Source organism: Cryobacterium sinapicolor, assembly GCF_004403465.1.
In the GTDB taxonomy this organism is placed as follows: Bacteria; Actinomycetota; Actinomycetes; order Actinomycetales; family Microbacteriaceae; genus Cryobacterium; species Cryobacterium sinapicolor.
The window spans coordinates 107940-133307 of sequence record NZ_SOGQ01000077.1; the positions used below are offsets into that span (position 1 = coordinate 107940).

The 25368-nt window shown below is 68.3% G+C and carries 24 protein-coding genes; 15 read left to right on the top strand and 9 right to left on the bottom strand.

The genetic code is table 11. The features are described 5' to 3' along the window. Positions 1 to 12: 12 nt before the first annotated feature. Entirely contained in the window at positions 13 to 3417 is a 3405-nt protein-coding gene (locus E3T28_RS13810; RefSeq protein WP_134432343.1) for a pyruvate carboxylase, read from the bottom strand. 77 nt (positions 3418 to 3494) lie between these two features. Between E3T28_RS13810 and E3T28_RS13815 the strand changes: the two genes are divergently transcribed. Further along, entirely contained in the window at positions 3495 to 4301 is an 807-nt protein-coding gene (locus E3T28_RS13815) for a ParA family protein (protein ID WP_134364122.1), read from the top strand. A 63-nt stretch (positions 4302 to 4364) separates the two neighbouring features. Here the strand turns inward: E3T28_RS13815 and E3T28_RS13820 are convergent, their stop codons facing one another. The 5 genes from E3T28_RS13820 to ku form a co-directional block, all read right to left on the bottom strand. Beyond that, positions 4365 to 4916, bottom strand: coding sequence for a MerR family transcriptional regulator (locus E3T28_RS13820; RefSeq protein ID WP_134432345.1), 552 nt, complete (start codon positions 4914 to 4916; stop codon positions 4365 to 4367). A 116-nt stretch (positions 4917 to 5032) separates the two neighbouring features. Then, on the bottom strand, positions 5033 to 5731 hold the full coding sequence (ftsR, locus tag E3T28_RS13825; protein WP_134432347.1) for a transcriptional regulator FtsR: 699 nt from the start codon (positions 5729 to 5731) through the stop codon (positions 5033 to 5035). Beyond that, positions 5731 to 6144 carry an FHA domain-containing protein gene (locus E3T28_RS13830; RefSeq protein WP_134432441.1) on the bottom strand — a complete coding sequence of 138 codons (414 nt, stop codon included), beginning with the start codon at positions 6142 to 6144 and terminating at the stop codon, positions 5731 to 5733. The genes ftsR and E3T28_RS13830 overlap by 1 nt, the downstream gene beginning before the upstream one ends. A gap of 85 nt (positions 6145 to 6229) precedes the next feature. Next, on the bottom strand, positions 6230 to 6847 hold the full coding sequence (locus tag E3T28_RS13835) for a CDP-alcohol phosphatidyltransferase family protein (protein ID WP_255575485.1): 618 nt from the start codon (positions 6845 to 6847) through the stop codon (positions 6230 to 6232). A gap of 47 nt (positions 6848 to 6894) precedes the next feature. Then, positions 6895 to 7764 carry a non-homologous end joining protein Ku gene (gene ku, locus E3T28_RS13840; RefSeq protein WP_134432351.1) on the bottom strand — a complete coding sequence of 290 codons (870 nt, stop codon included), beginning with the start codon at positions 7762 to 7764 and terminating at the stop codon, positions 6895 to 6897. Between the two features lie 68 nt (positions 7765 to 7832). Here ku and E3T28_RS13845 point away from each other — a divergent pair, with 68 nt between their 5' ends. After that, on the top strand, positions 7833 to 10370 hold the full coding sequence (locus E3T28_RS13845) for an ATP-dependent DNA ligase (protein ID WP_134432353.1): 2538 nt from the start codon (positions 7833 to 7835) through the stop codon (positions 10368 to 10370). Between the two features lie 28 nt (positions 10371 to 10398). Here the strand turns inward: E3T28_RS13845 and E3T28_RS13850 are convergent, their stop codons facing one another. Both E3T28_RS13850 and E3T28_RS13855 read right to left on the bottom strand, forming a co-directional pair. Beyond that, on the bottom strand, positions 10399 to 10851 hold the full coding sequence (locus E3T28_RS13850; RefSeq protein ID WP_134432355.1) for an NUDIX domain-containing protein: 453 nt from the start codon (positions 10849 to 10851) through the stop codon (positions 10399 to 10401). A gap of 134 nt (positions 10852 to 10985) precedes the next feature. Continuing rightward, positions 10986 to 11513: an adenine phosphoribosyltransferase gene (locus tag E3T28_RS13855; RefSeq protein WP_134432357.1), complete on the bottom strand. Its 528-nt coding sequence runs from the start codon at positions 11511 to 11513 to the stop codon at positions 10986 to 10988. Positions 11514 to 11693: 180 nt separating this feature from the next. Here E3T28_RS13855 and idi point away from each other — a divergent pair, with 180 nt between their 5' ends. Genes idi through E3T28_RS13895 form a run of 8 tightly spaced genes read left to right on the top strand, consistent with a single transcriptional unit; the run spans position 11694 to position 17792 of the window. Next, on the top strand, positions 11694 to 12233 hold the full coding sequence (idi, locus tag E3T28_RS13860) for an isopentenyl-diphosphate Delta-isomerase (protein ID WP_134432359.1): 540 nt from the start codon (positions 11694 to 11696) through the stop codon (positions 12231 to 12233). Continuing rightward, the gene (locus E3T28_RS13865) at positions 12226 to 13269 is read left to right on the top strand and encodes a polyprenyl synthetase family protein (RefSeq protein WP_134432361.1); all 1044 of its coding nucleotides are present in this window, start codon (positions 12226 to 12228) and stop codon (positions 13267 to 13269) included. Before idi ends, E3T28_RS13865 begins: the two co-directional genes overlap by 8 nt. Further along, positions 13266 to 14159 carry a phytoene/squalene synthase family protein gene (locus E3T28_RS13870; RefSeq protein WP_134432363.1) on the top strand — a complete coding sequence of 298 codons (894 nt, stop codon included), beginning with the start codon at positions 13266 to 13268 and terminating at the stop codon, positions 14157 to 14159. Before E3T28_RS13865 ends, E3T28_RS13870 begins: the two co-directional genes overlap by 4 nt. Further along, positions 14156 to 15760, top strand: a complete 1605-nt coding sequence (crtI, locus tag E3T28_RS13875) for a phytoene desaturase family protein (protein ID WP_134432365.1) — start codon at positions 14156 to 14158, stop codon at positions 15758 to 15760. Before E3T28_RS13870 ends, crtI begins: the two co-directional genes overlap by 4 nt. A 30-nt stretch (positions 15761 to 15790) precedes the next feature. Beyond that, positions 15791 to 16150, top strand: coding sequence for a lycopene cyclase domain-containing protein (locus E3T28_RS13880; protein WP_134432367.1), 360 nt, complete (start codon positions 15791 to 15793; stop codon positions 16148 to 16150). Next, entirely contained in the window at positions 16147 to 16455 is a 309-nt protein-coding gene (locus tag E3T28_RS13885; RefSeq protein ID WP_134432369.1) for a lycopene cyclase domain-containing protein, read from the top strand. Before E3T28_RS13880 ends, E3T28_RS13885 begins: the two co-directional genes overlap by 4 nt. Next, positions 16448 to 17350, top strand: a complete 903-nt coding sequence (locus tag E3T28_RS13890) for a prenyltransferase (RefSeq protein WP_134432371.1) — start codon at positions 16448 to 16450, stop codon at positions 17348 to 17350. The genes E3T28_RS13885 and E3T28_RS13890 overlap by 8 nt, the downstream gene beginning before the upstream one ends. A 40-nt stretch (positions 17351 to 17390) precedes the next feature. After that, the gene (locus E3T28_RS13895; protein WP_134432373.1) at positions 17391 to 17792 is read left to right on the top strand and encodes an RNA-binding S4 domain-containing protein; all 402 of its coding nucleotides are present in this window, start codon (positions 17391 to 17393) and stop codon (positions 17790 to 17792) included. A gap of 408 nt (positions 17793 to 18200) precedes the next feature. Here the strand turns inward: E3T28_RS13895 and E3T28_RS13900 are convergent, their stop codons facing one another. Next, positions 18201 to 19640, bottom strand: a complete 1440-nt coding sequence (locus tag E3T28_RS13900; protein ID WP_134432375.1) for a lipase maturation factor family protein — start codon at positions 19638 to 19640, stop codon at positions 18201 to 18203. Between the two features lie 147 nt (positions 19641 to 19787). Here E3T28_RS13900 and E3T28_RS13905 point away from each other — a divergent pair, with 147 nt between their 5' ends. The 5 genes from E3T28_RS13905 to E3T28_RS13925 all read left to right on the top strand — a co-directional run bounded on the left by E3T28_RS13905 (position 19788) and on the right by E3T28_RS13925 (position 25164). Further along, positions 19788 to 20888, top strand: a complete 1101-nt coding sequence (locus E3T28_RS13905; protein WP_134432377.1) for a LacI family DNA-binding transcriptional regulator — start codon at positions 19788 to 19790, stop codon at positions 20886 to 20888. A gap of 126 nt (positions 20889 to 21014) precedes the next feature. Further along, positions 21015 to 22301 carry an ABC transporter substrate-binding protein gene (locus tag E3T28_RS13910; protein ID WP_134432443.1) on the top strand — a complete coding sequence of 429 codons (1287 nt, stop codon included), beginning with the start codon at positions 21015 to 21017 and terminating at the stop codon, positions 22299 to 22301. Between the two features lie 3 nt (positions 22302 to 22304). Next, positions 22305 to 23261 carry a carbohydrate ABC transporter permease gene (locus E3T28_RS13915; protein WP_134432379.1) on the top strand — a complete coding sequence of 319 codons (957 nt, stop codon included), beginning with the start codon at positions 22305 to 22307 and terminating at the stop codon, positions 23259 to 23261. Next, entirely contained in the window at positions 23258 to 24091 is an 834-nt protein-coding gene (locus E3T28_RS13920; protein WP_134432381.1) for a carbohydrate ABC transporter permease, read from the top strand. The genes E3T28_RS13915 and E3T28_RS13920 overlap by 4 nt, the downstream gene beginning before the upstream one ends. Positions 24092 to 24093: 2 nt before the next feature. After that, positions 24094 to 25164 (top strand): glycoside hydrolase family 130 protein, encoded by a 1071-nt coding sequence (locus E3T28_RS13925; RefSeq protein WP_198417210.1) that lies wholly within the window; start codon positions 24094 to 24096, stop codon positions 25162 to 25164. Positions 25165 to 25368: the final 204 nt, after the last annotated feature.

Below are 25368 nucleotides of genomic sequence, written 5' to 3' on the forward strand. Positions count from 1 at the left end.
ATCGCACCAAGCCTAGCGTGGGCGCACCACCACGAGCAGATCGCCGGCGTCGACCTGCTGGGTCCGCGGCACCGCCACCCGTTCGACGTGTCCTGTGATGGGCGAGGTGATCGCGGCCTCCATCTTCATGGCCTCGATCGAGGCGACGGCCTGCCCGGCCTCGACCGCGTCACCCTCCTCGACCTTGAGGGTGACCACCCCGGAGAACGGCGCGGCGATCTGGCCCGGCAGGTTCGCATCCGCTTTCTCGGCGACCTTGGTGCTGACCGTGATGCTGCGGTCGCGCACGAAAACGGGCCGGAGCTGGCCGTTCAACGTCGTCATGACGGTGCGCATGCCCTTCTCGTCGGCCTCGCCGATGGCCTCGAGCCCGACGTACAGGCGCACGCCCTTGTCGATCTCGACGGCGTGCTCGATGCCCTGCTGCAGACCGTTGAGGTAGTCCACCGTGTCGAGCACGGACAGGTCGCCGAAGAGTTCCCGGATCTGCTCGAACTGGCGCGTGGGCGCCGGGAAGAGCAGCTGGTTCAGCATCATTCGGCAGGTGAGGCTGTCGCCGCCCAGGGCCACGCGTTCCTCTTGCGTGAGCTCGGTGATCCCGACGCGCACGGTGCGCCCGGCGAGCACCTTGCTGCGGAAGGGCTCGGGCCAGCCGCCGGGCAGGTCGCCCAGCTCCCCCGCCATGAACCCGATCACGGAGTCGGGCACATCGTAATTGCCCGGGTTCTCGGCGAAGTCGGCCGGGTCGGCCCGCACAGCGGCGAGGTAGAGGGCGAGATCGCCGACCACCTTGGAGGACGGCGTCACCTTCGGCACCCGGCCGAGGATGTCGTTGGCCGCGGCGTACATGTCCTCGATCAGTTCGAAGTCGTCGGCGAGGCCGAGGGCGACCGCCTGCGTACGCAGGTTGGACAGCTGACCGCCGGGGATCTCGTGCTTGTAGACGCGACCGGTGGGCGCGCGCAGGCCGGATTCGAAGGGGTGGTAGACCCGGCGCACGTCTTCCCAGTAGGGCTCGAGGTCGCAGACAGCCTGCAGGGAGATGCCCGTGTCGCGGTCGGTGTGGGCGAGCGCGGCGACGAGGGACGACGCTGACGGCTGGCTGGTGGTGCCGGCCATCGGGGCACTGGCCACGTCGACCGCGTCGGCACCGGCCCGACTGGCCGCCAGCAGCGTCGCGAGCTGGCCGCCCGGGGTGTCGTGCGTGTGCACGTGCACCGGGAGGTCGAAGCGTTCCCGCAGGGCGGTGACGAGCTTCTCGGCCGCGGCGGGGCGCAGTAGGCCGGCCATGTCCTTGATCGCAAGGATGTGCGCGCCGGATTCCACGATCTGCTCGGCGAGCCGGAGGTAATAGTCGAGGGTGTAGAGCTCCTCGGCCGGATCGAGCAGGTCACCGGTGTAGCAGAGTGCGACCTCGGCGATGGAGGACCCCGTCGCCAGGACGGCGTCGATGGCCGGTCGCATCTGCGAGACGTCGTTGAGGGCGTCGAAGATGCGGAAGATGTCGACGCCGGTCTTGGCGGCCTCGCGCACGAACGCATCGGTCACCTCGGTCGGGTACGGGGTGTAGCCGACCGTGTTGCGGCCACGGAGCAGCATCTGCACGTTGATGTTCGGCAGGGCCTCCCGCAGCGACGCCAGACGCTCCCACGGGTCTTCGCCGAGGAAGCGCAGCGCCACGTCATAGGTGGCGCCGCCCCAGGCCTCGATCGAGAGCAGCTCCGGGGTCATCCGGGCCACGTATGGGGCCACGGCGACGAGGTCGCGGGTGCGCACCCGGGTCGCCAGCAGCGACTGGTGGGCGTCGCGGAAAGTGGTGTCCGTCACGGCCAGGGCGGTCTGGGCGCGCAGGTCGGCGGCGAAGCCGGCCGGGCCGAGCAGTTGGAGCCGCTGGCGGGATCCGGCCGGGGCCGGCACGGACAGGTCGAGCTTCGGCAGCTTCTCGGCCGGGTTCAGCAGGGTCAGTGGCACGCCGTTGGGCTTGTTGACGGTCACATCGGCGAGCCAGTTGAGGATCTTCGTGCCACGGTCCTTCGAGGCCCGACCGCGCAGCAGCTCCGGGCGCTCGTCGATGAAGGAGGTGCTCAGGTTGCCGGACACGAAGTCCGGGTCGTCCAGCACGGCCTGCAGGAACGAGACGTTCGTGGACACGCCGCGAATACGGAACTCGGCCAGGGCGCGCTTGGAGCGGGTCACGGCGGCAGGGAAGTCCCGACCGCGGCAGGTGAGCTTGGCGAGCATCGAGTCGAAGTGCGGGCTGATCTGGGCCCCGGGGTTGATCGTGCCGCCGTCGAGCCGGATGCCGGCACCGCCGGGCGAACGGTAGGTGGTGATCTTGCCGGTGTCCGGGCGGAACCCCATGGTCGGATCCTCGGTGGTGATCCGGCACTGCAGGGCCGCCCCGCGCAACACGATCTTGTCCTGCGTGAGTTCGAGCTCGCGGAGAGTCTGACCCGCGGCGATGCGGATCTGGGACTGGACGAGGTCGACATCCGTCACCTCTTCGGTCACGGTGTGCTCGACCTGAATGCGCGGGTTCATTTCGATGAAGACGTGCTGGCCGGCGCGTTCGCCGACCGTGTCGAGTAGGAACTCGACCGTGCCCGCGTTGACGTAGCCAATCGAGCGCGCGAACGCGACGGCGTCGGCGTAGAGGCGCTGACGGATCTCGTCGGAGAGATTCGGCGCCGGGGCGATCTCGATCACCTTCTGGTGGCGGCGCTGCACGGAGCAGTCGCGCTCGAACAGGTGCACGGTCTCGCCGGACGCGTCGGCCAGGATCTGCACCTCGATGTGGCGGGGCCGCAGCACGGCCTGCTCGAGGAACATGGTCGAGTCGCCGAAGGCGCTGTCTGCCTCGCGCATGGCTTCCTCGAGGGAGCCGCGCAATTCGCTCATCTGCGCCACGCGGCGCATGCCGCGTCCGCCGCCGCCGGCGACGGCCTTGGCGAAGATCGGGAACCCGATGCCTTCGGCCGCGGCGATCAGCTCCTCGACGTCGCGCGACGGAGCGCTGGACCCCAGCACCGGAACGCCCGCCGCGATGGCGTGCTCCTTGGCGGTGACCTTGTTGCCGGCCATTTCGAGCACGTGCTCGCCCGGGCCGATGAAGGTGATGCCGGCCTGGCGGGCCGCCAGGGCCAGCTCAGGGTTCTCCGACAGGAAGCCGTAACCGGGGTAGATGGCGTCGGCCCCGCTCTCCTTGGCGACCCGGATGATCTCGCTCACGGTGAGATAGGCACGCACCGGATGTCCCGGCTCGCCGATCTGGTACGCCTCGTCGGCCTTCAGGCGGTGCAGGGAGTTGCGGTCCTCAAAGGGGAACACGGCCACGGTTTTGGCACCCAGCTCATAGGCCGCCCGAAAAGCCCGAATCGCGATTTCCCCGCGGTTGGCAACAAGAATTTTCCTGAACATGCAGACCTTTCAAGCGTGACGCCGCGCGCAGCTGACGGTTAGGTTCTCCAAGACTAGTGAAGGTAACGTATCTACTTGTGCACGTACTAAGCGTTAGCTCCCTCAAGGGAGGAGTAGGAAAGACCACAGTGACCCTGGGTCTGGCGTCTGCTGCCTTCGCCCGCGGCGTGCGAACCCTGGTTGTGGACATTGATCCGCAGTCGGATGTTTCAACCGGCATGGATATCGAGGTCACCGGCCACCTCAACATCGCCGATGTGCTCGCCTCTCCCAAGGAGAAGGTCGTGCGCGCGGCCATCGTTCCCAGCGGCTGGACGCGCGGCCGCCCCGGCACCATCGACGTGATGATCGGCAGCCCGTCGGCCATCAATTTCGACGGGCCGCACCCCAGCATCCGTGACATCTGGAAGCTGGAAGAGGCGCTCTCGACAGTCGAAAAAGACTACGACCTGGTTCTGATCGACTGCGCGCCGTCCCTGAACGCCCTCACCCGCACGGCGTGGGCGGCCAGCGACCGGGTCGCCGTGGTCACCGAACCCGGCCTGTTCTCCGTCGCCGCGGCCGACCGCGCGCTCCGGGCGATCGAGGAGATCCGCCGCGGACTGAGCCCCCGGCTGCAGCCGCTCGGCATCATCGTCAACCGTGCCCGAGTGGCGTCGCTCGAGCACCAGTTCCGGATCAAGGAGCTGCGCGACATGTTCGGGCCGCTCGTCCTCAGCCCCCAGCTGCCGGAGCGCACCTCCCTGCAGCAGGCGCAGGGCGCGGCGAAGCCCCTGCACACGTGGCCCGGCGACAGCGCCCAAGAGATGGCGCGCTATTTCGACCAACTTCTCGAACGCGTGCTTCGCACGGCCCGCATCGGCGAGTACGCCGAACAGCGCTAGCCGACGGCCGAGAGGCGCGCCGGCTGACAGCTACGACGGCTCACGGCGGGACGCCGGCAGCCCCTAGGAGACCTTGCGGTTTCCGCGGCGCACGGACAACTCGTCCGACGGGTCGACCGGAAGGGTTTCCAGTTCGACCAGGCTCGTCTCCACCTCGCGGAGCACCTTGCCCACGGCGATGCCGAACACTCCCTGACCCCGGCTGACGAGGTCGATGACCTCATCGTCGGAGGTGCACAGGTAGACACTGGCGCCGTCGCTCATCAGAGTGGTCTGGGCAAGGTCGCTGACCCCCGACTCACGCAACTGGTTCACGGCGGTGCGGATCTGCTGCAGGGAGATGCCGGTGTCGAGGAGCCGCTTGACCAGTTTCAGAACCAGGATGTCTCGGAAACCGTAGAGACGCTGGGAACCGGAGCCGGCAGCGCCGCGAACGGTGGGCTGGACCAGCTCGGTGCGAGCCCAGTAGTCGAGTTGACGGTAGCTGATCCCGGCGGCCCGGGCCGCCACGGCGCCACGGTAGCCGGAGTTGTCGTCGAGCTCGGGCATCCCGTCGGTGAAGAGAAGGCCGAGACCGTAGCGCGAGGCATCGTCACGCTGATTCAGCTCGCTCATACGATGGCCTCTCGGGGGATGGATCTGCGATACGGATGGTCGCTCCGTCTACGCTACCGACGGGGACCGTTCTGATCAACGACATCCGGTCGAGAAAATCGGCGTGTCGGACACGTCTACTTGGTCAGGCGCCCCAGAGCCGAACGGATCAGGCTGCCGCGGATCACTTCGAGCTGGCCGGCGATCTCGACCGCCATCTCGGCCGCCTTCGCCCGGCTCGAGGCGTCTTTGCGACGCGAGAGCGGCACCAAGGCGCTCTCGATCAGGCCGAGCTCGCGTTCGGCCGCGCCGCGGAAGCCGCGCAGGTGGCGCGGCTCGATGCCGCTGCGCTGCAGCTCGACCAGGGCCCGCAGCACGCTGAGGGCATCGTCGCCGTAGAAATCGGCCGGCAGGATGATCGACGCGGAGACGGCGTCGTGCAGCAGCATCGCGGATGCACCGGCTTCACGCAGCAGCTCGTCGCGGTCCAGCCGGCGGGCGTTCGTCAGCATCGACGGTCCGGGCGTCACTCCGCCCGGCAGAGTCGGCGAGAGGCCCGCGTCGAGGTCGTCCAGGTAGCCCCGGATGACCTTCAGTGGAAGGTAGTGATCGCGCTGCATGGACAGAACCAGGCGAAGCCGGTCCAGGTCGCCGGCGCAGAACTTGCGGTAGCCGGATTCCGTGCGCGCCGGGGCCACCAGTCGCTGTTCCTCCAGAAACCGGAGCTTCGAGGGGGTGAGGTCCGGGAACTCCGGCGTGAGCCGGGCAAGCACCTGTCCGATGCTGAGCAGTGACGTCGCGCCCGGCGCTCTGGCTTGGGCGGCGGACGCGGGCACTACTCGCTCGCCAGAAGCTTGAGGTCGTGCCGCGAGGCGTAGAACGTCAGCCGGAACTTGCCGACCTGGACTTCGGCGCCGTCGTGAAGCATGGCGGTATCGATACGGACCCCGTCGAAATAGGTTCCGTTGAGGGACACCAGGTCTTTCACGTCGAACTTGGTTCCGCGGCGCAGGAACTCAGCGTGCCGACGGGAGACCGTGACGTCATCGAGGAAGATGTCCGCATGGGGATGACGACCCACCGTCGTGACGTCCGCGTCCAACAGGAACCGGGCGCCGGAGTTCGGGCCCCGCCGAACAATGAGCAGAGCCGATCCGGACGGGAGAGCCGCGATGGCTTCCTGCTCCTCGGCCGTGACATCGCCGTCGAGCGACGCCAGCTGGGCAGCGAATTCCTGCCCGAACGTCATCGTCGTGTCGGTGTTGGAATAGTTATCGGGCGCTGCTTTGCGCTGGGGTTCATTCGTCTTTTTGGAATCAATCACCGTGCACCTCCTACCTCTCCAGCGTATCGGATGGAATGGGTCGAATTGCCCGCGGAATGCGAATCACCCTGGCTGTCTCGACGGCGTAGATTATGCCCGCCCACCAGTAAAGAAACGCTCCCCAGATGCCGAAGGCCCAGCCCACCGGGAGCGACCACCAGGACACCGCGGGGAAGGCTTCCCCCAGCATGATCATCGGCAGGGCGTAGAACAGGCAGAAAGTGGCGACCTTGCCGAGCTGATGCACGGGCAGCGGCCCGAATCCGAAGTTCGCGAGGATGACCCCGAGACCGAGCAGGAACACGTCCCGCCCCACGATGACCAGGACGATCCACCAGGGCACCAGGTCACGCCAGGCCAGTCCCACCAGGGCCGCGAAAATGTACAGCCGGTCGGCGGCCGGGTCGAGGAGCTGGCCGAGACGGGTGATCTGGCGGAACCGACGGGCCAGGTAGCCGTCGAGGAAGTCGGTGAGGCTGGCGACCGCCAGGACCAGGAGCGCCCAGGCATCCTCTCCCCGAACCAGCAGGACCAGGAAGACCGGCACCAGCGCCAGGCGCAGCATGCTGAGCAGATTGGGCAGGGTGATCACTTTCGAGCTGACGCCGCTTCCCTCTGCCCCTGTCACAATCCCCGAGTCTACCGACGCGGCGGGCGAACCGGATTGCGGCTCCATCACTGTCCCGATGCCCGTTTTCGCGCCTTGTCGGCGCGCTTGTCGGGCCTCTCCGGTGCGTCCTGCTCCGTCTGGCTGCGGCTGCGGCCGCGTTCCACGCTGCGCCGGAGTGCCTCCATCAGGTCGAGGACCTCTCCCTCCCCCTCCACGTCCGTTCCGGGTTCCCGCCCGAACGTGAGATCGGTGTCGACGGCGTCGCCCGCGGCGAGCTTCGCCTCGAGCAGTTCCCGGAGCTGGTCCTGGTAGTCGTCGCGGAAGTCCTGCGGCGAGAAGTCGGCGGCGAAGGAGTCGACCAGCGCGGCCGAGAGCTCCAGCTCCTGGGCGGAGATACGCACGGATTCCCCGAGTACCGGGAAGTCGACGGCCCGCACCTCGTCGCCCCAGAGCAGCGACTGCAGCAACAGCACGTCCCCGCGCACCCGGAGGGCACCGAGGCGGGTCTTCTGCCGCAGGGCGAACCGCACGATAGCCGTGCGGTCGGTCGCTTCGAGCGCCCGCCGCAGGAGGACGTAGGCCTTGGGCGAGCCGGAGGGTTCGAGGAAGTAACTGCGCTCGAACATGATCGGGTCGAGTTGCTCGCTCGGCACGAACTCGACGACCTCGATCTCGCGGCCTCTCTCGGCCGGCAGCGTGCGCAGATCCTCGTCGGTGATGACGACCGTCTTGTCGCCGCTGTCCCAGGCCTTGTCGATGTGCGCGTAGTCGACGACCCGGCCGCAGCGCTCGCATCGTCGCTGGTAGCGGATGCGCCCGCCGTCGGCATCGTGCACCTGATGCAGGGCGACGTCGTGGTCCTCGGTGGCGCTATAGACCTTGACGGGCACATTGACCAGTCCAAAGGTGATCGCGCCCTTCCAAATGGATCTCATCCCTCCAGTAGACACCTGGAGCGCGAAAGGGACTAGGCGCAGTGTGGCCGCGAGAGCATGCTGGTGCCATGAACGCGAGGCCGGACTCCCTGGACTCCCGCCAGGTCGTCACCGTCGGCGGCCACCGCATCACGCTCACCCACCTCGACAAGGTGCTCTACCCCGAGTCGGGGACCACGAAGGCTGACGTTCTCGGCTACTACGCGTCCATCGCCGACCTGATGATCCCGCACATCGCGAACCGGGCGGCGACCCGGAAGAGGTGGGTGCACGGCGTGGGCACCCGAGACGAACCCGGACACGTCTTCTTTCAGAAGAACCTGGACCAGTCGACGCCGAGCTGGGTGAAGCGCCGGACAATCGCGCATTCGAACCATACGAACGAGTACCCGCTGGTCAACGACCTGGCGACGTTGACCTGGCTGGCGCAGATCTCGGCCCTGGAAATCCACGTCCCGCAGTGGCAGTTCGGCCGCGGCGGGACCCCGCGCAACCCCGACCGGCTCGTGCTCGACCTCGACCCGGGGGACGGCGTCACCCTCGACGAGTGCGCGGAGGTCGCCCGACTGGCTCGGGCCATCCTGCGGGACATGGGCCTGGACCCGCTGCCGGTCACCAGTGGGTCGAAGGGCATCCACCTCTACGCCCCGCTGGACCTCACGCACACCTCGGACCAGGTCTCCCAGGTGGCCCGCGAGCTGGCCCGGGCGCTCGAGGCGGACCATCCGGACCTCATCGTCAGCGATATGAAGAAGGCGCTGCGGCCGGGCCGGGTCTTCATCGACTGGAGCCAGAACAGCGCAAGCAAGACGACCATCGCCCCGTATTCGCTGCGCGGGACGCTGCATCCGATGGTGGCCATGCCGCGCACGTGGCGGGAGCTGGCCTCCCCCGGGCTCGCACAGGTCGACTACAAGCAGGCGATGCACCGGGTGCAGCGCAGCGGGGACCCGCTGGCCGGCCTGCTCGAGGCACATACCGGCCGGGGCGCCACGGATACCGGTGCCACCGGTGCCGGGCAAGGCGCGGGCGCGCTCGCCGTCTATCTCGGAAAACGAGACGCCTCCCGCACACCGGAGCCGATGCCGACGGGTGCGCCGGCGGCTTCGGCCGGGCGGTCGTTCGTCATCCAGGAGCACCACGCCCGCAACCTGCACTTCGATTTCCGACTCGAGCATGACGGGGTGCTGGCGTCGTGGGCGCTGCCGCGCGGCGTGCCGACCGATCCGGCCAAGAACCGGCTCGCCGTGCGCACCGAGGACCATCCGCTCGAATACGGCGCGTTCCAGGGCGAGATTCCGACCGGCGAATACGGGGCCGGCACCGTGAGCATCTGGGACCAGGGCCGCTACGACCTGGAGAAGTGGCGGGACGAGGAGGTGATCGCCGTGCTGCACGGCGAACCGGGCGGCGGGCTCGGCGGCACGCGGCGCTTCGCACTGATCCGCACGGAAAGCACGGGCGGGGCAGACCGGAACTGGCTGATCCACCTGATGAAGACGAAACCGGCCCGGCGGGCCGGCGATGTGGGTGGCCGATACGTGGGTGGCGGATACGTCGGGACCGGGACCGGTGCCGGGGCGGATGCGGCCGCCGGCTCGGGCCGGGCGGGCGGCGGGTCCGCGGACCGCCCGCGATACAAGCCCATGCTGGCGACTCTCGGTTCGATCGCCGACCTGCCCGAGGACGACGCCTGGACCTACGAGATGAAGTGGGACGGCATCCGTGCGCTCGCGTACGTCACGGTCGACGATCCGGAGCAGGCCGTGCACCTGTTCACCCGCAACGGCAACGACGTCACGCACGCGTACCCCGAACTGGTGCGGGCATTGCCGGCGGCGGTGTCCGCCGGCTCGGCGGTACTCGACGGGGAGATCGTCGCCCCCGGCGCCGGCGGGCGGCCCGACTTCGGCCTGCTGCAGACGCGGCTGGGGCTGACCGATCGCCGGCAGATCGAGGCGGCGGCGGCAACCACCCCGGTGCGGTTCCTGGTCTTCGACGTGCTCGAGCGCGACGGTGAGCCGCTGCTCGATCTGGCGTACACGGCGCGGCGCCGGGTGCTCGAGGAGGTTGTCGCCGGTGCTGGTGCTGGTGCGGTGCAGGTGCCGCCGGTCTTCATGGGCGCCCCCGCCCGCGCAGTCGCGGCGAGCAGCGCCCTCGGCCTCGAGGGGATCGTCGCCAAGACCCGGGAGGGACGCTACGAGGCCGGTCGGCGGTCCCGGTCGTGGATCAAGGTCAAGCACCATCGCGCCCAGGACGCGGTGATCGGCGGGTGGCGTCCGGGCAACGGGCGCCGACAGGACACCGTGGGCTCGCTGCTGCTGGGGATCCCGGACGGCGATGCGCTGATTTACATCGGCCGGGTGGGCTCCGGGTTCCGGGACGTGGACCTCGACGATCTGCGGGCGCGACTGGATGCGATCGCGGCGAGGGACAACCCCTTCACCGGCATCCCGGCCGCCGACGCCCGCGATGCGCGATGGGTGAGCCCGGTACTGGTGGGCGAGGTTGAATTCTCCGAGTGGACCGGGGCGGGGCGGCTGCGCCACCCGGTCTGGCGCGGCCGGCGGCCGGACAAGTCACCGGGCGAGGTGGTGCGGGAGTAGAGGGCCGCTGACCGGGGTTTCGGCAGGCTCAACCGCCGAGGCGGGCGCGCAGGGCCGGCCAGCTGGCGGCGAAACCCGGATGCAGCGGCAGCGCGTCGACCTGATGGGTCGGCACCCAGCGCAGCGCGATGCTCTCCTGGTCGCTGATCACGGGCTCAAAACGCTCTGTGGCCCGCACCACTACGGTCGTGTACGACCAGAAACCGAGGTCGAGCACGGAGCTGAACCACACAGAGACCAGATCCGGGGGCACGCCGGCCTCCTCGCCGGCCTCCCGCAGGGCCGCCTCGAGGGCGCTCTCGTGCTGGTGACGCGCCCCTCCGGGAAGCCCCCAGGTGTCGCCCTCGTGGCTCCAGAGCGCACGGTGCTGCAGCAGAACCCCGAATTCCTCGTGGTGCACAAGCAGTCCGGCCGCGCCGTAGAGACCCCAGAATTTGCGGCCGTCAGGCCCATACACCCACCTGTCGCCGTTTGTGCTCATGGCTCAAGCATGCGCCACGGTCCCGTGAGAACGCACCGTGTTCCGGCGGATACGCGGCTCGCGGCGCAAGTGGTGGAGGGTGGCAACAGGATAGAACGTGTGCCGGCTTCCGCAGGGTGCGCCGCGAGGGCAGGCTACAGGGCGACGATGGCGTGAATGGGGGCGTCGCCGAGGCGGGTTCGGCCGACGAGTTCGGTCAGTTCGAGCACGACGCCCACTCCGGTCAGGCGGTAGCCGGCGCGCTCGACCAGCCGGGAGGTCGCGGCGATCGTGCCGCCGGTGGCCAGCACGTCATCGACGACCAGCACTCGGGCGCCCGGCGCGAGCTGACCGATCTCGAGCTCGAGGCAGGCCGAGCCGTATTCGAGGTCGTACTCCTCGCTCAGCACCGCTCCGGGAAGTTTGCCGCCCTTACGCACGGCGAGCACGGCGACATCCGCCGCGTAGCCGATCGCCGCGGCCAGCAGGAACCCGCGAGCCTCGATGCCGGCCACCGCGTCGAACTCACCCCGGAACCGGCCGGCGAGCTCATCGATCAGCGCCCGGAAAGCTGCGGCGTCGGCAAACACCGGGTTGAGGTCTCGGAAGAGGATGCCCGCTTGCGGGAAGTCCTCGTACGAGGCGAGAAGGGCATGGACATGGTCTGCAGCGGGGGTGGGCACCCCCCGAGTTTAAGCGCTCGGCCGACCGCTGCCGTCCGGGCCTCCCGAACGCTCCCCGACAGGCCTCCGGACCACCCGTTTTGAACGGTTCGGACAGGGCCCCGTGATAGCCTCGAATTTAGCTAATAAGGTTAGGTACTTTTTCGAGTATCTTGACTGAATCACCCGAAGGGATGGCTAATGCGGCCGGTCGAAGTGCTTGAAGAACTCGTGGTCCTGCTGGACGAGTCCGGCCGCGAAATCGGCACGGCCCCGAAGCTCAGCGTTCACGATACGGACACCGCGCTTCACCTCGCTTTCTCCTGCCACGTGCTCAACCCGGCCGGCGAGGTTCTCGTCACCCGGCGTGCCCTGTCGAAGAAGACCTGGCCGGGCGTCTGGACCAACTCCTTCTGCGGACACCCGCTGCCGGGCGAGGAGTTCCAGGCCGCCATCGAACGACGTGCGCTATTCGAGCTCGGACTCCGGATTGCGAACCTCACCGTCACCCTGCCGGACTTCCGCTACCGTGCCGTCGACAGCAGCGGGATCGTCGAAAACGAGATCTGCCCCGTCTACCTGGCCCGGGCCACCGCCGACCCCGTGCCCAACCCGGACGAGGTCATGGAGTTCGCCTGGGTCGAGCCGGCCGCCCTGCAGCGCTCGGTGCGGGACTCCCCGTGGGCCTTCAGCCCCTGGCTGGGGCTGCAGCTCAAGGAATTGACCAGCTTCAATGCATGAAATCCAGACACTCGGGGTGGGGACGGAGTTGCAGCGTTTCTTCGCTGCCGCCCGCCTGCGGGCCAGTGACTACGGAGATCACTATGTCGCGCTCTGGGACTCCCTCGAGCAGGCCAGCAGCGGCGGCAAACGCGTTCGCCCGGCGCTGGTCCTGGCTGCGTTCACCGGCCTCGGCGGCACCGATCTCACCCTGGCCACCCCGGTCGCGGTCAGCTTCGAGCTGCTGCACACGGCCTTCGTGATCCACGACGACGTGATCGACCACGATCTCGCCCGCCGCGGCGTGGCCAACATCGCCGGGCGGTTCGCCGAACGGGCCCTCGCCCACGGCGCCGGCGACCAGGCCGGGGCGTGGGCCGCGACGGCCGCGATCCTGGCCGGCGACCTCGCACTGAGCGAAGCCCACCGCGCCCTCGCGATGCTGCCGGTCGAGCTCGAACTGCGCGGCCGACTGCTGGATCTCCTCGACCGCGCCGTGTTCATCTCGGCCGCCGGGGAACTGGCCGACGTCACCAACGCCGCCTCAAAGCATCCGCTTACAGTGGCCCAGGTCGTCTCCACCCTGGAGCAGAAGACCGCGGTCTACTCGTTCGAGGCTCCTCTGCAGGCCGGAGCCATCCTGGCCGGCGGCTCAGACGAGGTGATCGGCGTGCTCGGCGCCTACGGCCGCCTGATCGGCGTGGCCTTCCAGCTGACCGACGACATCCTCGGCGTGTTCGGCGACCCCGAGAAGACCGGGAAGAGCGTGCTCACCGACCTCCGGGAGGGCAAGCAGACCACCCTGATCGCCCACGCCGGCACCACGACCGGCTGGCCCGAGATCGCTCCATACATCGGCAAGGCCGACCTCACCGAGGTGGAGGCGGCAACCGCGCGCGACCTGCTGCGGGCCTGCGGCGCCCTGCAGGCAGCGGATGAACTGGCCACCGACCACCTCAATCGCGCCGTGGCCGCGCTCGACACCGCCGCCGTGCCGGACCCCCTGCGCGAGATGCTCACCACCCTGGCCGCCACGGCCGTGAATCGCAGCCGATGAACCGCGACCGCCCCGCCGCCCACACCGGCATCGCGAAGTACAACGCCGCAGCCCGCGCCAGCTCCGCCACGGTCATCGGCCACTACTCCACCTCGTTCGGCCTCGCCGCCCGGCTCCTCGAGCCGCGCGTGCGCAGCCAGGTGCGCACCATCTACGCCCTGGTGCGGGTTGCCGACGAGATCGTGGACGGCGCCGCCAGCCAGGCCGGCGTGAGCGTGGCCGGCCAGCGCGACCTGCTGGACGCCCTCGAACGGGAGACCACTCAGGCGATGGGGTCGGGCTTCAGCACCAACCTGGTCGTGCACGCTTTCGCGGCGACCGCCGGGGAAGCCGGAATCGACACCAGCCTGACCGCACCCTTCTTCGCCTCGATGCGCCGGGACCTCGACCCGTCGCCGTTCGACGCGGCGGGCGTGGCCGAGTACATCTACGGTTCGGCCGAGGTGGTCGGGCTGATGTGTCTGCGCTGCTTCGTGCAGGACACGCCCCGCACCACGGACGAGCTTCAGGTGCTGGAGACCGGCGCCCGGAGCCTCGGCGCGGCCTTCCAAAAGGTCAACTTCCTGCGCGACCTCGCGGCCGACCGGGACGCTCTCGGCCGCAACTACTTTCCCGGCGTGAACCTGCTGACCATGACCGAGGAACAGAAGAACGAACTCCTCGACGACATGGACGCCGACCTCGAAGCGGCCGCCCGCGTGTTGCCCATGCTCCCGGTGGGGAGCCGCCGCGCGGTCACCGCCGCACACCACCTCTTCGCCCGCCTGTCGGCGAAGCTGCGAGCCACCCCCGCACGAGCATTGATGAGCGCCCGGGTACGGGTGCCGGATCCGGAGAAAATCATGATTGCACTCACCGCATCGTTCGGACCGGGAGCGTGGAAGCGTTGAGCACCCCCGCCACGCACACCGTCGTCATCGGCGGCGGCATCGCCGGGCTGGCCAGCGCCGCCCTGCTGGCGCGCGACGGCCACCAGGTCACCCTGCTGGAGAAGCACGCCACCCTCGGCGGCCGTGCCGGCTACTGGGAGGTCGACGGGTTCCGGTTCGAGACGGGGCCGTCGTGGTACCTGATGCCACAGGTGTTCGACCACTTCTACCGTTTGTTCGGCACGTCCTCCGCGGAGCAGCTCGAGCTGACCCGCCTCGACCCGGGCTACCGGGTGTTCTTCGAGGGCATGAAGGAGCCGGTGGACATCGCGGCCGAGCGGGCCGACAACATCCGTCTGTTCGAAAGCCTCGAACCCGGTGCGGGCGCCGCCCTCGACCGCTACCTCGACTCGGCCAAAGAGACGTACGACATGGCCGTCAAACGGTTCCTGTACACGAGCTTCGCCTCCTTCAAGCCGCTGCTGGTGCCGGATGTCCTGAAGCGGCTGGGTCGGCTGGCCCGGCTGCTGCTGCAGCCGCTGGACAAGTTCGTGGCCGGCTATGTGAAGGACCACCGGCTTCGCCAGATCCTCGGCTATCCGGCCGTGTTCCTCGGCTCCTCCCCCGACCAGACTCCGTCGATGTACCACCTGATGAGCCACCTCGACATGGCCGACGGCGTGCTCTACCCGCAGGGCGGGTTCACCCGGCTGATCGACAGCATCGCGGACCTCGCGAAGGCGCAGGGCGTGACCGTGATCACCGAGGCGACCGTCACCGCCATCCACACCACCCCAGGCGCCTCGACCGCCGTCGCCGGCGTCAGCTACCGCACTGTCGACGGCACCATGGTCACCCTCGACGCCGACGCGATCGTCTCGGCCGCCGACCTGCACCACACGGAGACCGAGCTGCTGCCGGTATCCGCGCAGACCTACCCGGAGCGCTGGTGGCAGAAGCGCGTCTCCGGTCCGGGCGCCGTGCTCGTGCTGCTCGGCATCAAGGGAGACCTGCCCACGCTGGCTCACCACAGCCTGTTCTTCACGAAGGACTGGGCCGAGAACTTCGGCCGCATCTTCGGCAAGACGACCAGCGTGCCCTCCCCGGCCTCCTTCTACGCCTGCATGCCCAGTGCCACCGACCCGGGCGTCGCCCCCGACGGCCACACGAACATGTTCCTGCTGGTGCCGATTCCCGCTGACCCGGGCCTCGGCCACGGCGGCATCAACGGCCAGGGCTCGGCCGCGATCGAGAAGATCGCCGACGACACCATCGCGCAGCTCAGCGCCTGGGCCGGCATCCCCGACCTCGCCGAGCGGATCGTGGTGCGGCGCACCGTGGGGCCCGGCGACTTCGCCGACGACCTCAACTCCTGGCGGGGCGGGGCCCTCGGCCCGGCGCACACCCTGCGGCAGAGCGCGTTCCTCCGCGGCTCGAACGCCTCGGCGAAGGTCGACGGCCTGTACTACGCCGGCGGAACCACGATTCCGGGCATCGGTCTGCCGATGTGTCTGATCAGCGCCGAGATTCTCCTGAAGCGCATCAACGGCGACACGTCCACGGGACCGCTGGCGGAACCGCTGCCGAACTCCGTGCGCACACCGTTGCCGGAAGCCCAGTGACTCCGGTAGCACCGTGATTCTGGTATCACGGTGACGTTCGCGTATCTGCTGACGCTGCTCATGAGCCTGGGGGCGATGGTTCTCCTCGACCATCGCTTCCGGCTCTTCTTCTGGCGGAGCCCGGGGCGGGCAGCCGTCGTGCTCGGCGCCGGGCTCGTATACTTCCTGGTCTGGGACCTGTTCGGCATCGGCCTGGGCATCTTCTACCGCGGCGAGACGACCCTGATGACGGGCCTGGTGTTAGCCCCGGAACTGCCCGTGGAGGAATTCTTCTTCCTCACCTTTCTCTGCTACCTCACCATGAACGCCGTGCAGGGGGCGCACCTACTGCTCGCCACCCGGGCCGCACGTGCCGGCCGGGCCGGCCTCGATGACGGGAGCGACGGATGACGTACCTGCTCTTGAACACCGTCTTCCTCGTGCTCGCCGCGGCCGTGTTCCTCGTGGCCGTGCGCCGCGGCCGGCTCTCCCGGAGCCGCATCATCGCCGCCGGAATCGCCCTCGCCGCCGTGCTCGTGCTCACGGCCGTTTTCGACAGCATTATGATCGGGGTCGGACTGGTCGACTACGACCCGACGCGCATCTTCGGGCTGCGGATCGGCCTGGCCCCGATCGAAGACTTCGCCTACCCCGTTGGGGCAGCGCTCCTGCTGCCCGCGCTCTGGGCCCTGCTGGAAAGAAAACCGAATGACTGAGACCCGCACCCCGCCGTTCTGGAAGACCCGGCAGGTCCTGCTCTCGTCGAGGCCGCTGAGCTGGATCAACACGGCATTCCCGTTCGCCGCCGCGTATGTCGTGACGACCGGCCGGGTGGACGCCCTGCTGGTCGTGGGCACCCTCTTCTTCCTGATCCCCTACAACCTGCTGATGTACGGCATCAACGATGTCTTCGACTACGAGTCCGACCTGCGCAACCCGCGCAAGGGCGGCGTCGAGGGAGCCATGCTCGACCCGGGTCTGCACCGCACGGTGCTCGTCTCCGGGATCGTGACGGCCGTGCCCATACTGGTTGCGATGCTCGTGCTGGCCGGCCCGGAGCATCCGTGGTCGTGGTTCATCCTGGCCGTGAGCCTATTCGCCGTGGCCGCGTACTCCGTTCCCGGACTGCGGTTCAAGGAACGCCCGATCGTGGACTCGATCACCTCGAGCACGCACTTCGTCAGCCCCGCCGTCTACGGTCTCGCTGTGGCCGGCGCCGTCGTGACGCCCAGCCTGGTGGCCCTGCTCGCGGCCTTCTTCCTCTGGGGTATGGCCAGCCACGCGTTCGGCGCTGTGCAGGATGTCGTGCCGGACCGGGAGGGCGGCATCTCCTCGATCGCGACCGCGCTCGGCGCGGCGCGCACCGTTCGTCTGGCACTCACGTTCTGGGCCCTGGCCGGGGTGCTCATGCTGTTCACCGGCTGGCCCGGACTGCTGGCCTCGGTACTCGCGGTGCCCTACATTCTGGCGGCCTGGCCGTTCCGGTCGGTCTCTGACGAGCAGGCCGAGACCGCGAACGCCGGCTGGAAGCGTTTTCTCTGGCTGAACTTCCTGACCGGCTTCCTGGTGACCATGCTGCTGATCGCCTGGGTGATGCTCGGGCCGTTCTAGCCTGCTGACCCGTCCCGCCTGCGGGCCGTAGAGTCGAGGGATGGAACCGTTGAACTCCGCCCGCGTCGACAGCTGGACCTGGGCCGTGCGGATGTTCAAGACCCGTTCCCAGGCCACGGCTGCCTGCCGGGCCGGCCATGTGAAGGTGAACGGCGAGCGGGCCAAATCCGCGCAGACCGTGCGGATCGGCGACGAGGTGCGGGTGCGGATCAGCGGTTTCGACCGCATCCTGGTCGTGTCGAAGATCATGGTCAAGCGGGTCAGCGCACCGGTCGCGGCGGAGTGCTTCATCGACACGACTCCCCCGCCGCCCCCGCGTGAGGAGGTGGCGCTGCTCCCGATGCGGGACCGCGGCGCCGGCCGTCCCACCAAGCGCGAACGCCGCGAGATCGACAGACTCCGGGCGCCCGAGGCGTTGCCGCCGGACCCCGACGACGAGTAGCCGGGGTGCGTCCCGACATCCGTGGACCAGTTCTAGCCGCCGACGTGCGCGCATGACTCCGTTCCGGTGCCATCGGAGTCCCCCGACTTCCGGGCCCAACACGGCCTCCGTCGGCGAATTGCAGGAATCATGCCCGAGGCGGGGCTCCACCCTGACCGGGTCTCCGGAGGCAGCCGCAAGTGCCGCCGGATGGGCAGCTCTCGCGCGGTCCGGGCATCCAGCACGCGCTCCCGGGCGCCGCCCGAACGAATTCGACGGAGATTGTGTCCGAAACGGGACAGAACAGCCCGGAAACCGGCTTTTTCCCTAAAATCTCCGTCGAAGTGGTGAGGCGGCGGGAGCGGCACGGGCCGGAGAGCGCGGCGCCCCGCCGCCAGCCCGTTGGGACCGGCTTCGATCACAGTGACGTCAGGCACGGGACCTCCAGGACAGGGTGATCGGGGCCACGAGCAGTCCAACCTCCGACCTGACCCACCACTCGCCGGTCTCGCGGCGTTCGGTAGGGGTGGAGAAGCGGTAGCGGTAGACCCGGGCGCGCACGTAGCGGGGCGGGGCCTGCGGGAACGGGTTGACCCGCAGCATCCGGAGCATGGGCCGGTCGCCCTCGAGGAGGCGGGCCAGGAACATCTCGAACCACCGGGTGTCGCGTGCGCCGAGGGCCAGGAACCACATCAGCCAGTCCAGCCGCAGCTGGTACGGCGCGAATTGGCGGGGCCGGTGCTCGGGGTCGCCGGGCTTTCCGCGGAACTCGTAGGCGCGCCAGCCCGTTTCGTCGGCCGGGTCGGCGGCGTCGCTGCCCTCGATGACCACCTCGTGGCGCTGACGGGTGACCGTGCCGAAGGCTCCGTAGGCGTTCACCAGGTGGTAGCGGTTGAAGCTCGCGTTCATCAGCTGCCGGCGGGCGAACAGGTTGCGCAGCGGCCAGTAGCTGAGTATGACGAGCAGGACCGTGGCCAAGCTGACCACGATCACGAACCAGAGCGGGTCATCCGGTGACGCCGTCTCGGTCCGCAACCACGGCAGCAATGCGCGGAGCGTGACGTCGTCGACGGCGGAGAAGGCCAGCACGATGGTGATCCAGTTCAGCCAGGCGAAGTTGCCGGTGAGCACCAGCCAGAACTGGCTCAACATCACGATCAGGGCCGCGACGGATGCGACGGGCTGAGGTGCGAACAGGAAGAACGGCACGACCAACTGCGCGAAGTGGTTGCCGATGACCTCACCACGGTGGAACCACCGGGGCAGGTGGTGCGCGAACCAGCTGAGCGGGTTCGGCATCGGCTGGGTCTCGTGGTGGTAGTACAGCGCGGTCAGGTCCCGCCACTCCCGGCCGCCGCGGATCTTGATCAGCCCGGCGCCGAATTCCAGCCGGAAGAGCAGCCAGCGACAGAACAGGATCACGAAAATGGGTGGGGCCACCTGATCGGAGCCGAGGAAAGCCACGACGAAACCGGCCTCGAGCAGCAGGCTCTCCCAGCCGAAGGAGTAGAAAGTTTGGCCGACATTGACGATCGAGAGGTACCCCACGAAGAGCAGGAGGAAGGCGACCATCGGTAGCCAGGGTGGCCCGAGCTGCGGCAGCCCGGCCGCGAGGGCCGCCGCCACGGCGGCGCCGGCCCAGGCCAGGACGCGGAGCATCCGGTCGGAGTAATGCCAGTGGAAGACGCTGGGCGACTCGCGAAACCGCACGTGGGCGACGAACCGGGCCACCGGAAGCAGGCCGTGGTCGCCGAGGAGCACGGGAAACTGGTTGAGTGCCGAGACGAAGGCGATCAGGTAGCAGGCTGCCACCCCGCGCTGCAGCACCTGCCGCGCGATCTCGTAGTCTCCGGCCCCGAACCAGTCCATTTGCACACAATCTAGGCCTCCCTCGGCCTGCGTTCAATCGACAGGCGATCAATCGACGAGGGCACCTTGACGGGGGAAACTAAACCGGTATAGCCTTTCTAAACCGGTTCAGGTTTGGTCGGCTGTATACGAGGAGGCCCAGTGAACATGCCTGTGATCATTCCTGCCGGCACCACGGCTAACCCCCGCGCAAAGACCAGCGGCAAGTCCAGCGCGAAGTCTGCCGCGAATCCCCCGAAAGTCACCATCGAGGTGGTCGCGAAGCGGGCCGGCGTCAGTAAAGGCCTCGTCTCCTTCGCCCTCAACAACCGCCCCGGCGTCGCGCCCGAGACCCGGGTGCGCATTCTGCAGGTCGCCAAGGAGCTGGGCTGGAAGCCCTCGCTCCGCGCCCGATCGCTCTCCACCCAGCGGTCCTACGCCCTCGGCCTGGTCATCGCCCGCAACCCGGACGTGCTCGCGTCCGACCCGTTCTTTCCCTCCTTCATCGCGGGCGTCGAGAGCATCCTCGCGCCGGAGGGTCGCGCGCTGGTGCTCAGCGTCGTTCCCGACGAAGAGACGGAGCTGAGGACCTACCGCTCACTCGTGGCCGACGGCCGCGTCGACGGAGTCTTCCTCAGCGACCTCCGGCACGGCGATCCGCGCATCCCGCTCCTCGCCGGCCTCGGCCTGCCGGCGGTCACGCTCGGGCGCCCCGACGGACCCAGCCCTTTTCCCGCGGTGACCGTGGACGACACACCGGGCGTGATGGCATCCGTTGCCCACCTCGTCGCCCTCGGCCACCGGCGCATCGCGCACGTCGCGGGTAGCTCGACCCTGCTGCACGGCAGCCGCCGGAGCGGGGCCTTCACCAGCGCCCTGCGCGAGGCAGGCCTGCCGGAGGGGCAGACCGTGGAGACCGATTTCTCCGTCGCGGCCGGATCGGACGCCACCCGGCGCCTGCTGACCCAGGACACGCCCCCGACGGCGATCGTCTACGCCAACGACCCGATGGCCATCGCCGGCCTGGGTATGGCGCACGAACTGGGCGTGCGGGTTCCCGACGATCTCTCGATCACGGGCTACGACGACATCGACTTCTGCCGTTACGTCTACCCGCCCCTGACGACCGTCAGCGCCGCACCGATGGTGTGGGGCCGCGCGGCGGCAAGCACGCTGCTGGCCCTGATGGAGAACGGCTCGGCGAACGACGTGGATCTCCCGGCGGCCCGGCTCGTGATCCGCGGTTCGACCGCACCGTCCCGCGGCTGACACCGAGCAGCTGACGCAGAAGCGGGACCTGACAAGGAACGGCTCGTACACAGCGAACACACAGGATTACCGCAGCAAAGCTGCTGCGGGTTTTGAGAAATGGAGCAACACATGCACAGCAATGGAATGGCCAGGCGGATTCTCACCGTCACGGCGGCATCCGCCACCGTGGCCCTGGCACTGAGCGCCTGCGCGTCCGGGGGAACGACAGGCGACACGGCCACCAGTCGGGGGCCGATCACGATCTGGTACTCGAACAACGAGACCGAGATCGCCTGGGGCAAGCAGATGGTGGAAGCCTGGAACGCCGAAAACCCGGATGAGACGGTGAAGGCTCAGGAGATCCCGGCAGGCAAGAGCAGCGAGGAAGTCATCGGCGCAGCCATCACAGCCGGCAACGCCCCCTGCCTCGTGTTCAACACGGCCCCGGTGGCGGTACCGCAGTTCGAGAAGCAGGGTGGTCTCGTCGACCTGTCCGGCTTCGAGGACGGCGCCGCCTACATCGAGGCACGCAGCGGCGACACGGCGGAGCAGTATCAGGGCGCGGACGGGAAGTACTTCCAGATGCCGTGGAAGTCCAACCCCGTGATGATCTTCTACAACAAGGACATGTTCGCCGCCGCCGGACTCGACGCCGAGAACCCGCAGCTGTCCACCTACGACGAGTTCCTCGCCACCTCGCGCACCCTCGTCGAGAGCGGCGCCGCGCCGAACGCGATTTACCCGGCCCCGACCAGCCAATTCTTCCAGAGCTGGTTCGACTTCTACCCGCTGTACGCCGCCGAGACCGGCGGAGCGCAGCTGGTCGAAGACAGCGCGGCCACCTTCAACACCGAGGACGGCGCGAAGGTCGCGGAGTTCTGGAAGACCCTGTACGCCGAGGATCTCGCCGGCAAGGAGCAGTATCAGGGTGACTCGTTCGCCGACGGTCAGGCCGCGATGTCCATCGTCGGCCCGTGGGCCGTGTCGGTCTACAAGGACGCCGTGAACTGGGGTGCGGTCCCCGTTCCCACCAGCGAGGGCACGCCGGCCGAGGAAACCTACACGTTCAGCGACGCGAAGAACGTCGGAATGTTCACGGCCTGCGAGAATCAGGCCACCGCCTGGGACGTGCTGAAGTTCGCCACCAGCGAGGACCAGGACGGACAGCTCCTCGAGCTGACCGGCCAGATGCCGCTCCGCGAGGACCTCCCCACGGTGTACCCGGAGTACTTCGCGGCCAACCCGGCCTACGAGCAGTTCGGCGACCAGGCATCCCGCATGGTCGAGGTTCCCAACGTCCCCAGCTCGGTTGCCATGTGGCAGACCTTCCGCGACGCGTACACGAAATCGGTCATCACCGGCGAGGGCGACGTGCTGGCCGCTCTTGATGCCGCCGCCGAGAAGATCAACACGCTGATCGCCAAGCCGTAACGGATGTCTCAGTCAACCGCGAGTCGGACCGCCGCCGGGAGGAGCACCACTCCTCCCGGCGGGGGCCCCCGCCGGAGCAAACGCCCCCTCCTGGGCAAGAATCCGTTCGGCCTCCTGCTCAGCGCTCCGTACCTGGTCTTCGTACTGGCGGTCTTCGCCTATCCGCTGGTCTTCGCCTTCTGGATGTCGTTCCACGACTACTTCTTCGCCGCCCCCGGCGCCGACGTCGACCGGCCCTTCGTCGGCCTGGACAATTTTCGGGAAGTGCTGGCCGACCCGGCCATCATCCGTTCGTTCGGCAACGTGGGGATCTTCCTGCTGATCAACGTGCCGCTCACGGTCATCCTCTCGCTCGTGCTCGCCACCGCCCTGAACAAGGCCGTGCGGTTCCGCACCTTCCTGCGCGTGGCGTACTACGTGCCGTATGTGACCGCGAGCGTCGCGGTCGTCGGCGTCTGGATCTTCCTGTTCAGCGGCAACGGCCTTGTGAACCAGATTCTCGGCCCACTCGCCCCCAATCCGGCGTGGCTGATCAACGAGGACTGGGCCATGCCCACCATCGCGATCTTCGTCACCTGGAAGGGCCTCGGATTTTTCATCCTGCTCTACCTGGCCGCCCTGCAAAACGTCTCGGAGGAGCTCTATGAGGCCGCTTCGACGGACGGCGCCGGCAAGATCCGCAGCTTCTTCTCCGTCACCGTGCCGGGTGTGCGCCCGGCGACCGTGCTCGTGCTGCTGCTCTCGACGGTCACCGGCGCCAACCTTTTCACGGAGCCGTACCTGCTCACCGGCGGCGGCGGTCCGAACGGGGCGTCCTCATCGCCCGTGCTGATGATGTACCAGCGCGGGATCGAACAGGGATCGCCCGACACGGCGGCTGCGATCGGCGTCATCCTCGTGATCGGAGTTCTCATCCTCGCGTTCATCCAGCGCAAGCTTGCGGGCGGTGACGAATCATGAGCCGCGGGCAGAATATCCTGCGGGGCGTGGTGCTCACGGTCGGGGCTCTCGTGTTCCTGTTCCCGTTCTATTACATGGTCATCGGTTCGCTGCAGGAGGAACCGGACCCGACCGTCGCCGGCGCGTTCCCGAACCCCGCGAATCTGACGCTCGACAACTACGGTGACATCAACAGCCGGATCAACCTTCTTCAGGGGTTGCTCAACTCGGGGATCTTCACCGGTGGCGTCATCCTCTGCACCGTGATTTTCGGTGTCCTGGTGGGCTACGCCCTCGCCCAGCTGCAGTGGCGCGGACGTGGGGTCACCTTCGCTCTCGCCCTGCTCGTACAGGTCGTGCCGTTCCAGCTGCTGATGATCCCGCTCTACGTGATGATCGCCCGGGACTATGGGCTGGCCGACAACTACCTGGGCATGATCCTGCCGTTCGCCATCAACTCGACGGCCGTGATCATCTTCCGGCAGTACTTCCTTCAGATTCCGAAGGAACTGTTCGACGCCGCCCGCATCGACGGCGCAGGCGAACTGCGGATCCTGCGGCGAATCGCCTTACCTCTCGTGCGGCCGGCCCTGCTGACCGTCGTACTGCTGACCTTCATCGGTCCGTGGAACGAGTTCCTCTGGCCGTTCCTGATCACCAAGGAGGCGTCCCTCCAGCCGCTCGCCGTATCACTCGCCAACTATCTCAGCAACATCGCCGCCACCGCGGCAAACCCGTTCGGGGCGGTCCTCGCCGGGGCCTGCGTCCTGGCCGGCCCTGCTGTGATCCTGTTCATCCTCTTCCAACGACACTTCGTGTCGAACAATATCGGCTCCGGCGTGAAAGGTTAGAAATGCCCAACCCCAGTGAATTCCCGTACACCCTGACCCGAATGGGCGTCATCATGACGCCCGAACCGGGCAACGACCTCGAGGCCGAAGGCGTGCTGAACCCTGGCACCGGGCACTCCGCCGACGGAACGCTGTATCTCCTCCCCCGTCTGGTCGCCACCGGCAACGTCTCCCGCGTCGGACTCGCGAAGGTCATCATCACCGACGGCGTGCCCACGGGCGTCGAACGCGAGGGCGTGGTACTCGAGCCGGACCGTGGCTGGGAGCGCGGAGCGAACAACGCCGGGGTCGAAGACCCCCGGATCACCTTCGTGCCCCGACTGGGCCTGCACGTGATGACCTACGTCGCATACGGCCCGCTCGGCCCGCGTACGGCCGTTGCCGTGTCTTCGGACCTGCGCGAGTGGCGCCGGCTCGGCCCGGCGCTGTTCACCTTCGACGACGCGCTGGACATGGACCTGAACCTGTTCCACAACAAGGACACCGTGTTCTTCCCGGAGCCCGTCGCCGGACCCGGTGGCGTCGAGAGTTTCGCCGTGCTGCACCGGCCGATGTGGGATCTGGACGAGGTCAAGCCGGGTGAGGGCATCCGTGTTCCCGCGGGCGTCACCGACACTCGCCAGAGCATCTGGATCAGCTACGTGCCGGTCGCGGATGTGCTGGCCGACATTACCAAGCTCGTACTCTGGAGCGGGCACCGCTTCCTCGCGGGGCCGGAGTTCGCGTTCGAGGAGTTGAAGATCGGCGGCGGCCCGGCCCCGCTGCGGGTGCCGGAGGGCTGGCTCCTGATGCACCATGGCGTCACCGGAACCATCGACGGCGCGTTCTCGCAGCAGCAGAAGGTGAACTACGCGGCCGGCGCGATGATTCTGGATGCGGACGACCCGACGATTGTTCTTCAGCGCACGTCGGAGCCGCTGCTCCAGGCGGAGACACCCGACGAAATCAGCGGTATCGTGCCGAACGTGGTGTTCCCGACCGCGATCGAGGAGATCGCGGGGCAGCTGTTCGTGTTCTACGGCATGGCCGACTCGAAGATCGGGGTGGCGCGGCTGGATCGCGTGGCCGCGTAGGGGCTTTTCACTCTCCCGGTGGGTGGTGGTTTCGTCGGGGTCATCCCCGGGGAGGCCGCCTTCCCCCTTCCCGCCCCGATGGTCAAGCCGGTGGCGACGCCCCTCCTGGGCTCCTCGAGTGCCGACCTTGCGGTCCTACCGACGCCGAGGCGCCGGCCGGTCAGAAGCGAATAGCCTCCGCCCGCCGCCTCCTTGACCCGGACG

Coding starts and splice junctions, on each gene's coding strand:
- E3T28_RS13810 (WP_134432343.1), bottom strand. CDS start 3,417: ATGTTCAGGAAAATTCTTGTTGCCAACCGCGGGGAAATCGCGATTCGG.
- E3T28_RS13820 (WP_134432345.1), bottom strand. CDS start 4,916: ATGAGCGAGCTGAATCAGCGTGACGATGCCTCGCGCTACGGTCTCGGC.
- E3T28_RS13830 (WP_134432441.1), bottom strand. CDS start 6,144: ATGACGTTCGGGCAGGAATTCGCTGCCCAGCTGGCGTCGCTCGACGGC.
- ku (WP_134432351.1), bottom strand. CDS start 7,764: ATGAGATCCATTTGGAAGGGCGCGATCACCTTTGGACTGGTCAATGTG.
- E3T28_RS13845 (WP_134432353.1), top strand. CDS start 7,833: ATGAACGCGAGGCCGGACTCCCTGGACTCCCGCCAGGTCGTCACCGTC.
- E3T28_RS13850 (WP_134432355.1), bottom strand. CDS start 10,851: ATGAGCACAAACGGCGACAGGTGGGTGTATGGGCCTGACGGCCGCAAA.
- idi (WP_134432359.1), top strand. CDS start 11,694: ATGCGGCCGGTCGAAGTGCTTGAAGAACTCGTGGTCCTGCTGGACGAG.
- E3T28_RS13865 (WP_134432361.1), top strand. CDS start 12,226: ATGCATGAAATCCAGACACTCGGGGTGGGGACGGAGTTGCAGCGTTTC.
- E3T28_RS13870 (WP_134432363.1), top strand. CDS start 13,266: ATGAACCGCGACCGCCCCGCCGCCCACACCGGCATCGCGAAGTACAAC.
- E3T28_RS13885 (WP_134432369.1), top strand. CDS start 16,147: ATGACGTACCTGCTCTTGAACACCGTCTTCCTCGTGCTCGCCGCGGCC.
- E3T28_RS13890 (WP_134432371.1), top strand. CDS start 16,448: ATGACTGAGACCCGCACCCCGCCGTTCTGGAAGACCCGGCAGGTCCTG.
- E3T28_RS13895 (WP_134432373.1), top strand. CDS start 17,391: ATGGAACCGTTGAACTCCGCCCGCGTCGACAGCTGGACCTGGGCCGTG.
- E3T28_RS13900 (WP_134432375.1), bottom strand. CDS start 19,640: ATGGACTGGTTCGGGGCCGGAGACTACGAGATCGCGCGGCAGGTGCTG.
- E3T28_RS13905 (WP_134432377.1), top strand. CDS start 19,788: ATGCCTGTGATCATTCCTGCCGGCACCACGGCTAACCCCCGCGCAAAG.
- E3T28_RS13910 (WP_134432443.1), top strand. CDS start 21,015: ATGGCCAGGCGGATTCTCACCGTCACGGCGGCATCCGCCACCGTGGCC.
- E3T28_RS13915 (WP_134432379.1), top strand. CDS start 22,305: ATGTCTCAGTCAACCGCGAGTCGGACCGCCGCCGGGAGGAGCACCACT.
- E3T28_RS13920 (WP_134432381.1), top strand. CDS start 23,258: ATGAGCCGCGGGCAGAATATCCTGCGGGGCGTGGTGCTCACGGTCGGG.
- E3T28_RS13925 (WP_198417210.1), top strand. CDS start 24,094: ATGCCCAACCCCAGTGAATTCCCGTACACCCTGACCCGAATGGGCGTC.